Raw genomic sequence first — 1,292 nt, 5'->3', positions numbered from 1 at the left:
CCTTGCTGTTTGTATTCGGGGAGGACAGAAATGGGCCCCAGGCTCAAAACCTCATATTGGTTACCGTCATCTGCCATGATAAATGATTTGAGGCAGACAACATTACCGACAATCTTGTTATTATGTTCTGCAACAATATCGAGCTCCGGCACAAACTTAGGATGGTTACGCATAATATGAAGGAGGTAATGTTCGTCACATCCCGGAGAATAATGATTCCAGAATGCTTCCCGTGTAATGTTTTCGGTTTCATGATAATCCGAAGATTGCTCAATTCTAAGTTTTATATCCATATTGTTTCAAATATATAGTTGCACAAATATAAAGAACAAAATCCGAATACCTAACTCTTTTAAAGATGAATCTATACATTATAGCAAGATGAGACAAAAACTCCCGATACTAGTATATCCAGACTTAGTATCAGGAGTTTTTTATATATTCATTCATCAAGATTGCGGAGAATCAGGCCTGTTCATGTTTTGCGTGTACAAGCTATCTATAATACCGTCGGACAGTCCGATGGTAGGTACAATAATTCCGCTAGCTTTTACATGAGTAGCTATCTCGAGAAATATCTCTGCAGCAGGAACAATAACATCGGCCCGGTCCGGTTTCAACTTATATTGCTTAATACGTTGTTCGGTAGAGAGGGCTTTTAATGTTTCATATATATCTTGCAGTGATTCGATGGGTAGGAGAGACGCTTTTTTGTCTTTCTTGTCCGCTAAACGAAATAACTTATTAATATTTCCTCCCGAACCGATGATGCTGATAGGGGTATATTCTGTGGCAAGCCCTATCAGGTCAGTGCGCAAAGCTTCCTTTTCTTCTTCCTTTACCATACCGCTAAGCATACGTACCGTACCTATATTATATGAACGGGAATTTTTCAGTTCACCGTTGCTGATGAGATTAATTTCCGTACTACCACCTCCTACATCTACATACAAGTAATTTTGTCCTGAAGCAAATAACTGTTCGATATGATTGTCGTAAACAATATGCGCCTCTTCCGTCGATGATTTCTACACGGATACCCGTTTTTTTGACGATCTGCTGAACGATATCCTTGCCATTACGTGCATCACGCATGGCAGAGGTGGCACACGCACGATAGTCTACCACATCATATATCTTCATTAATTGTTTGTAGGCTTTCATCAGCCGAATCAGTTTCTTCTCTTTTTCTGTAGAGATAACCCCCACAGTAAAGGCGTCTTCTCCCAACCGTAACGGAATACGGATGAGCTGTACCTTACTCATTAATTCGGGCGCATTATCCTCGTTGA

The 1,292-nt window shown here is 40.3% G+C and carries 1 protein-coding gene and 1 pseudogene; both read right to left on the bottom strand.

Going from position 1 to position 1,292, the window contains the following annotated elements; translation table 11 throughout:
* Positions 1-293: GNAT family N-acetyltransferase (locus tag AB5935_RS25735; RefSeq protein ID WP_368327841.1), on the bottom strand; the 293-nt coding region annotated here is incomplete at its 3' end.
* 156 nt (positions 294-449) lie between these two features.
* Positions 450-1,292 (bottom strand): annotated as a pseudogene (locus AB5935_RS25730) (Ppx/GppA family phosphatase); the annotation flags it as partial.

Source organism: Phocaeicola sp. RTP21198st1_B8_RTP21198_201120 (genome assembly GCF_040929485.1).
GTDB classification, from domain to species: Bacteria; Bacteroidota; Bacteroidia; order Bacteroidales; family Bacteroidaceae; genus Phocaeicola; species Phocaeicola dorei.
The sequence above is the reverse complement of the archived record's forward strand: the minus strand, read 5'-3'. Positions and strand labels throughout refer to the sequence as shown.